The organism is Microbacterium sp. CPCC 204701 (genome assembly GCF_004010105.1).
In the GTDB taxonomy this organism is placed as follows: domain Bacteria; phylum Actinomycetota; class Actinomycetes; order Actinomycetales; family Microbacteriaceae; genus Microbacterium.
Genome location: NZ_RRYE01000414.1, coordinates 1 through 2473, shown reverse-complemented (window position 1 = coordinate 2473; position 2473 = coordinate 1). Strand labels below are relative to the sequence as shown.

The window sequence follows — 2473 nt, the reverse complement described above, 5'->3', positions numbered from 1 at the left end:
CGGCGGAGCGCCCGCATGCGACCGGCCTCGGCCCCTGGTTCGACGTGTGCCGTCCGGCGTGCTGCGAGAACGTGCGCGCGGGGTTCAAGCCGGCGGCCGCCGGCCTCGCGCCCTGAGCGTGCGCCGCGGCGGCAGCCGTGCGCTCCCTCCTCATCGCCCTCGCCGGCTTCCCTAGGATTGAGACATGCGCATCCACATCGCGACCGACCACGCCGGCCTCGAGTTCTCGACGCAGCTGCAGCATCACCTGGCCGCCGCCGGTCACGACGTCGTCGACCACGGCCCGATCGAGTACGACCCGCTCGACGACTACCCGGCCTTCTGCATCCGCGCCGCCCAGGCCGTCGTCCGCGATCAGGAGGCAGGTGTCGAGACGCTCGGCGTCGTGTTCGGCGGTTCGGGCAACGGCGAGCAGATCGCCGCGAACAAGGTGCTCGGAGTGCGCGCCGCACTCGTGTGGAGCATCGCGACGGCCGAGCTCGCACGCGAGCACAACGACGCCAACGTGATCGCGATCGGGGCGCGCCAGCACACCTTCGAGGAGGCGACGGCGTTCATCGACCGGTTCATCGAGACCCCGTTCTCGGGTGAGGAGCGCCACGCGCGGCGCATCGCGCAGCTCGCCGCGTTCGAGCAGGACGGCACCCTCGAACCCGACCCCCGTGCCCTTCGACAGGGTCAGGGACTCGGAGCGGGAGGGCCCGACGTGCTCGCGGCCGACGACAGCTCGTTCGACCCCGAAGCCGGCTGAGCGTGCCCGAGGGCCACTCCGTCCACCGCATCGCGCGTCAGTTCGACCGCAATGTCGTCGGCCGCGCCGTGACGGCATCAAGTCCGCAGGGGCGATTCGTCGAGGGCGCCGCGATGTTGAGCGGTCGCACCGCCACGGCCGTGCGTGCGGTCGGCAAGCAGATGTTCCTCGAGTTCGACGACGACCTGTGGCTGCGAGTTCACCTCGGGATGTACGGTGCGTGGGATTTCGCGGGCGAGATCCTCGTCGACCCGACCATCGCGTCGGCGAACGGCCGCATGGGGCAGACCAACCAGCGCGGGACGGATCCCGGGGAGCCGATCCTCGACGCGGCGGGCGAGAACTCGCTCACCTCGATCGGGGCACCGCGGCGCACCCGCGTGCACGTGCGGATGTCGGAGCAGACGACGGGCCTTGCCGACGAGGGCGACGCGTGGCCCCCGCCGGTCGTCGGGCAGGTCCGCCTGCGTCTGATCACGGACGTGACCTGCGCGGATCTCCGCGGCCCGACCGCGTGCGAGCTGCAGACACCGGATGAGGTCGCTGCGACGATCGCGAAGCTCGGCCCCGATCCGCTCGTCGACGACGCGGCTGAGGGCGAGGAGCGGTTCACCGCGGTGGTCCGGCGCAAGCCCACACCCATCGGGCTGATCCTGATGGACCAGGCCGTCGTCAGCGGCATCGGCAACGTCTATCGCGCAGAACTGCTCTACCGGGCGCGTCAGAACCCGCATACGCCCGGGCGCGATGTGCCCGAAGAGGTCGTGCGCGGCATCTGGCGCGACTGGGTGCGACTGCTCGCGATCGGCGTCGAGACCGGCCAGATGATGACGATGGACGACCTCGACCCCGACGCGTACCGCAAGGCGATGGCGAGCCGCGACGACCGGCACTGGGTCTACCGCCGGGCAGGTCTGCCGTGCCGCGTATGCGGCACCGCGATCGTGGTCGAGGAGGCCGCGACCCGCAAGCTCTACTGGTGCCCGAACTGCCAGGCGTGAACCGCTGTTCGGCTTCCGATCCCTAGGCTGGACGCATGCGCCAGAACCCGAGCTTCGCGATGACCGACGTCGGCGAGATCCGTCGCCTCATCGAGCAGAATCCATGGGTCACGATCGTGAGCTCGACCGACGCGGGGCTCGTCGCGTCGCACTACGCCGTGCTGTTGGACGAGGGCCGCGACGACCTCACGGTCGTCGGCCACGTCGGCAAGCCCGACGACCTGATCCACGGGCTCGGCGAGCGCGAGCTGCTCGTGGTCGTGCAGGGACCGCACGGGTACGTCTCGCCCGGCTGGTACGGCGATACGGCGAGCGTGCCGACGTGGAACTTCGTCTCGGCCCATCTCTCCGGCATCCCCGAGATCCTCAGCCCCGAAGAGAACCTCGAGGTGCTCGAACGGTTGGTCGCGCGGTTCGAGAACGGGATGCCGCAGCCGCGGCTGATGTGGCAGCCGCCGAACGATCCCGACTACGTGCGGCGCCTCGAGCGGGGGACCGCCGGGTTCCGCCTCACGCCGACGCGCGTCGTCGCCAAGCGCAAGCTGAGCCAGAACCGCTCCGACGAGGTCGTCGAGACGGTGATCGCCGAGCTGGAGGCGGGCTCCGGCCCGTACGCCGACCCGCGCCTGGCGGGCGAGATGCGGCGCGACCTCGAGACCCGCCGGGCGGCACGATGACGCCGGCCGCCGGCGACGCGCCCGCTGTCATCGGGAACGCCCGG

3 protein-coding genes are annotated in these 2473 nt (G+C 71.2%); all 3 read left to right on the top strand.

Annotated features, from left to right (window positions below):
• Nucleotides 1–184 precede the first annotated feature (184 nt).
• The 3 genes from EIO58_RS16160 to EIO58_RS16150 are packed head-to-tail and all read left to right on the top strand — an operon-like array spanning nt 185 to nt 2429.
• Nucleotides 185–751, top strand: coding sequence for a ribose-5-phosphate isomerase (locus tag EIO58_RS16160; RefSeq protein ID WP_127820349.1), 567 nt, complete (start codon nt 185–187; stop codon nt 749–751).
• Between the two features lie 2 nt (nt 752–753).
• Entirely contained in the window at nt 754–1752 is a 999-nt protein-coding gene (locus EIO58_RS16155; protein ID WP_127820348.1) for an Fpg/Nei family DNA glycosylase, read from the top strand.
• Between the two features lie 35 nt (nt 1753–1787).
• Complete coding sequence (locus EIO58_RS16150; protein WP_127820347.1) at nt 1788–2429, top strand: FMN-binding negative transcriptional regulator; 642 nt, start codon at nt 1788–1790, stop codon at nt 2427–2429.
• The last annotated feature ends 44 nt before the right edge of the window (nt 2430–2473 follow it).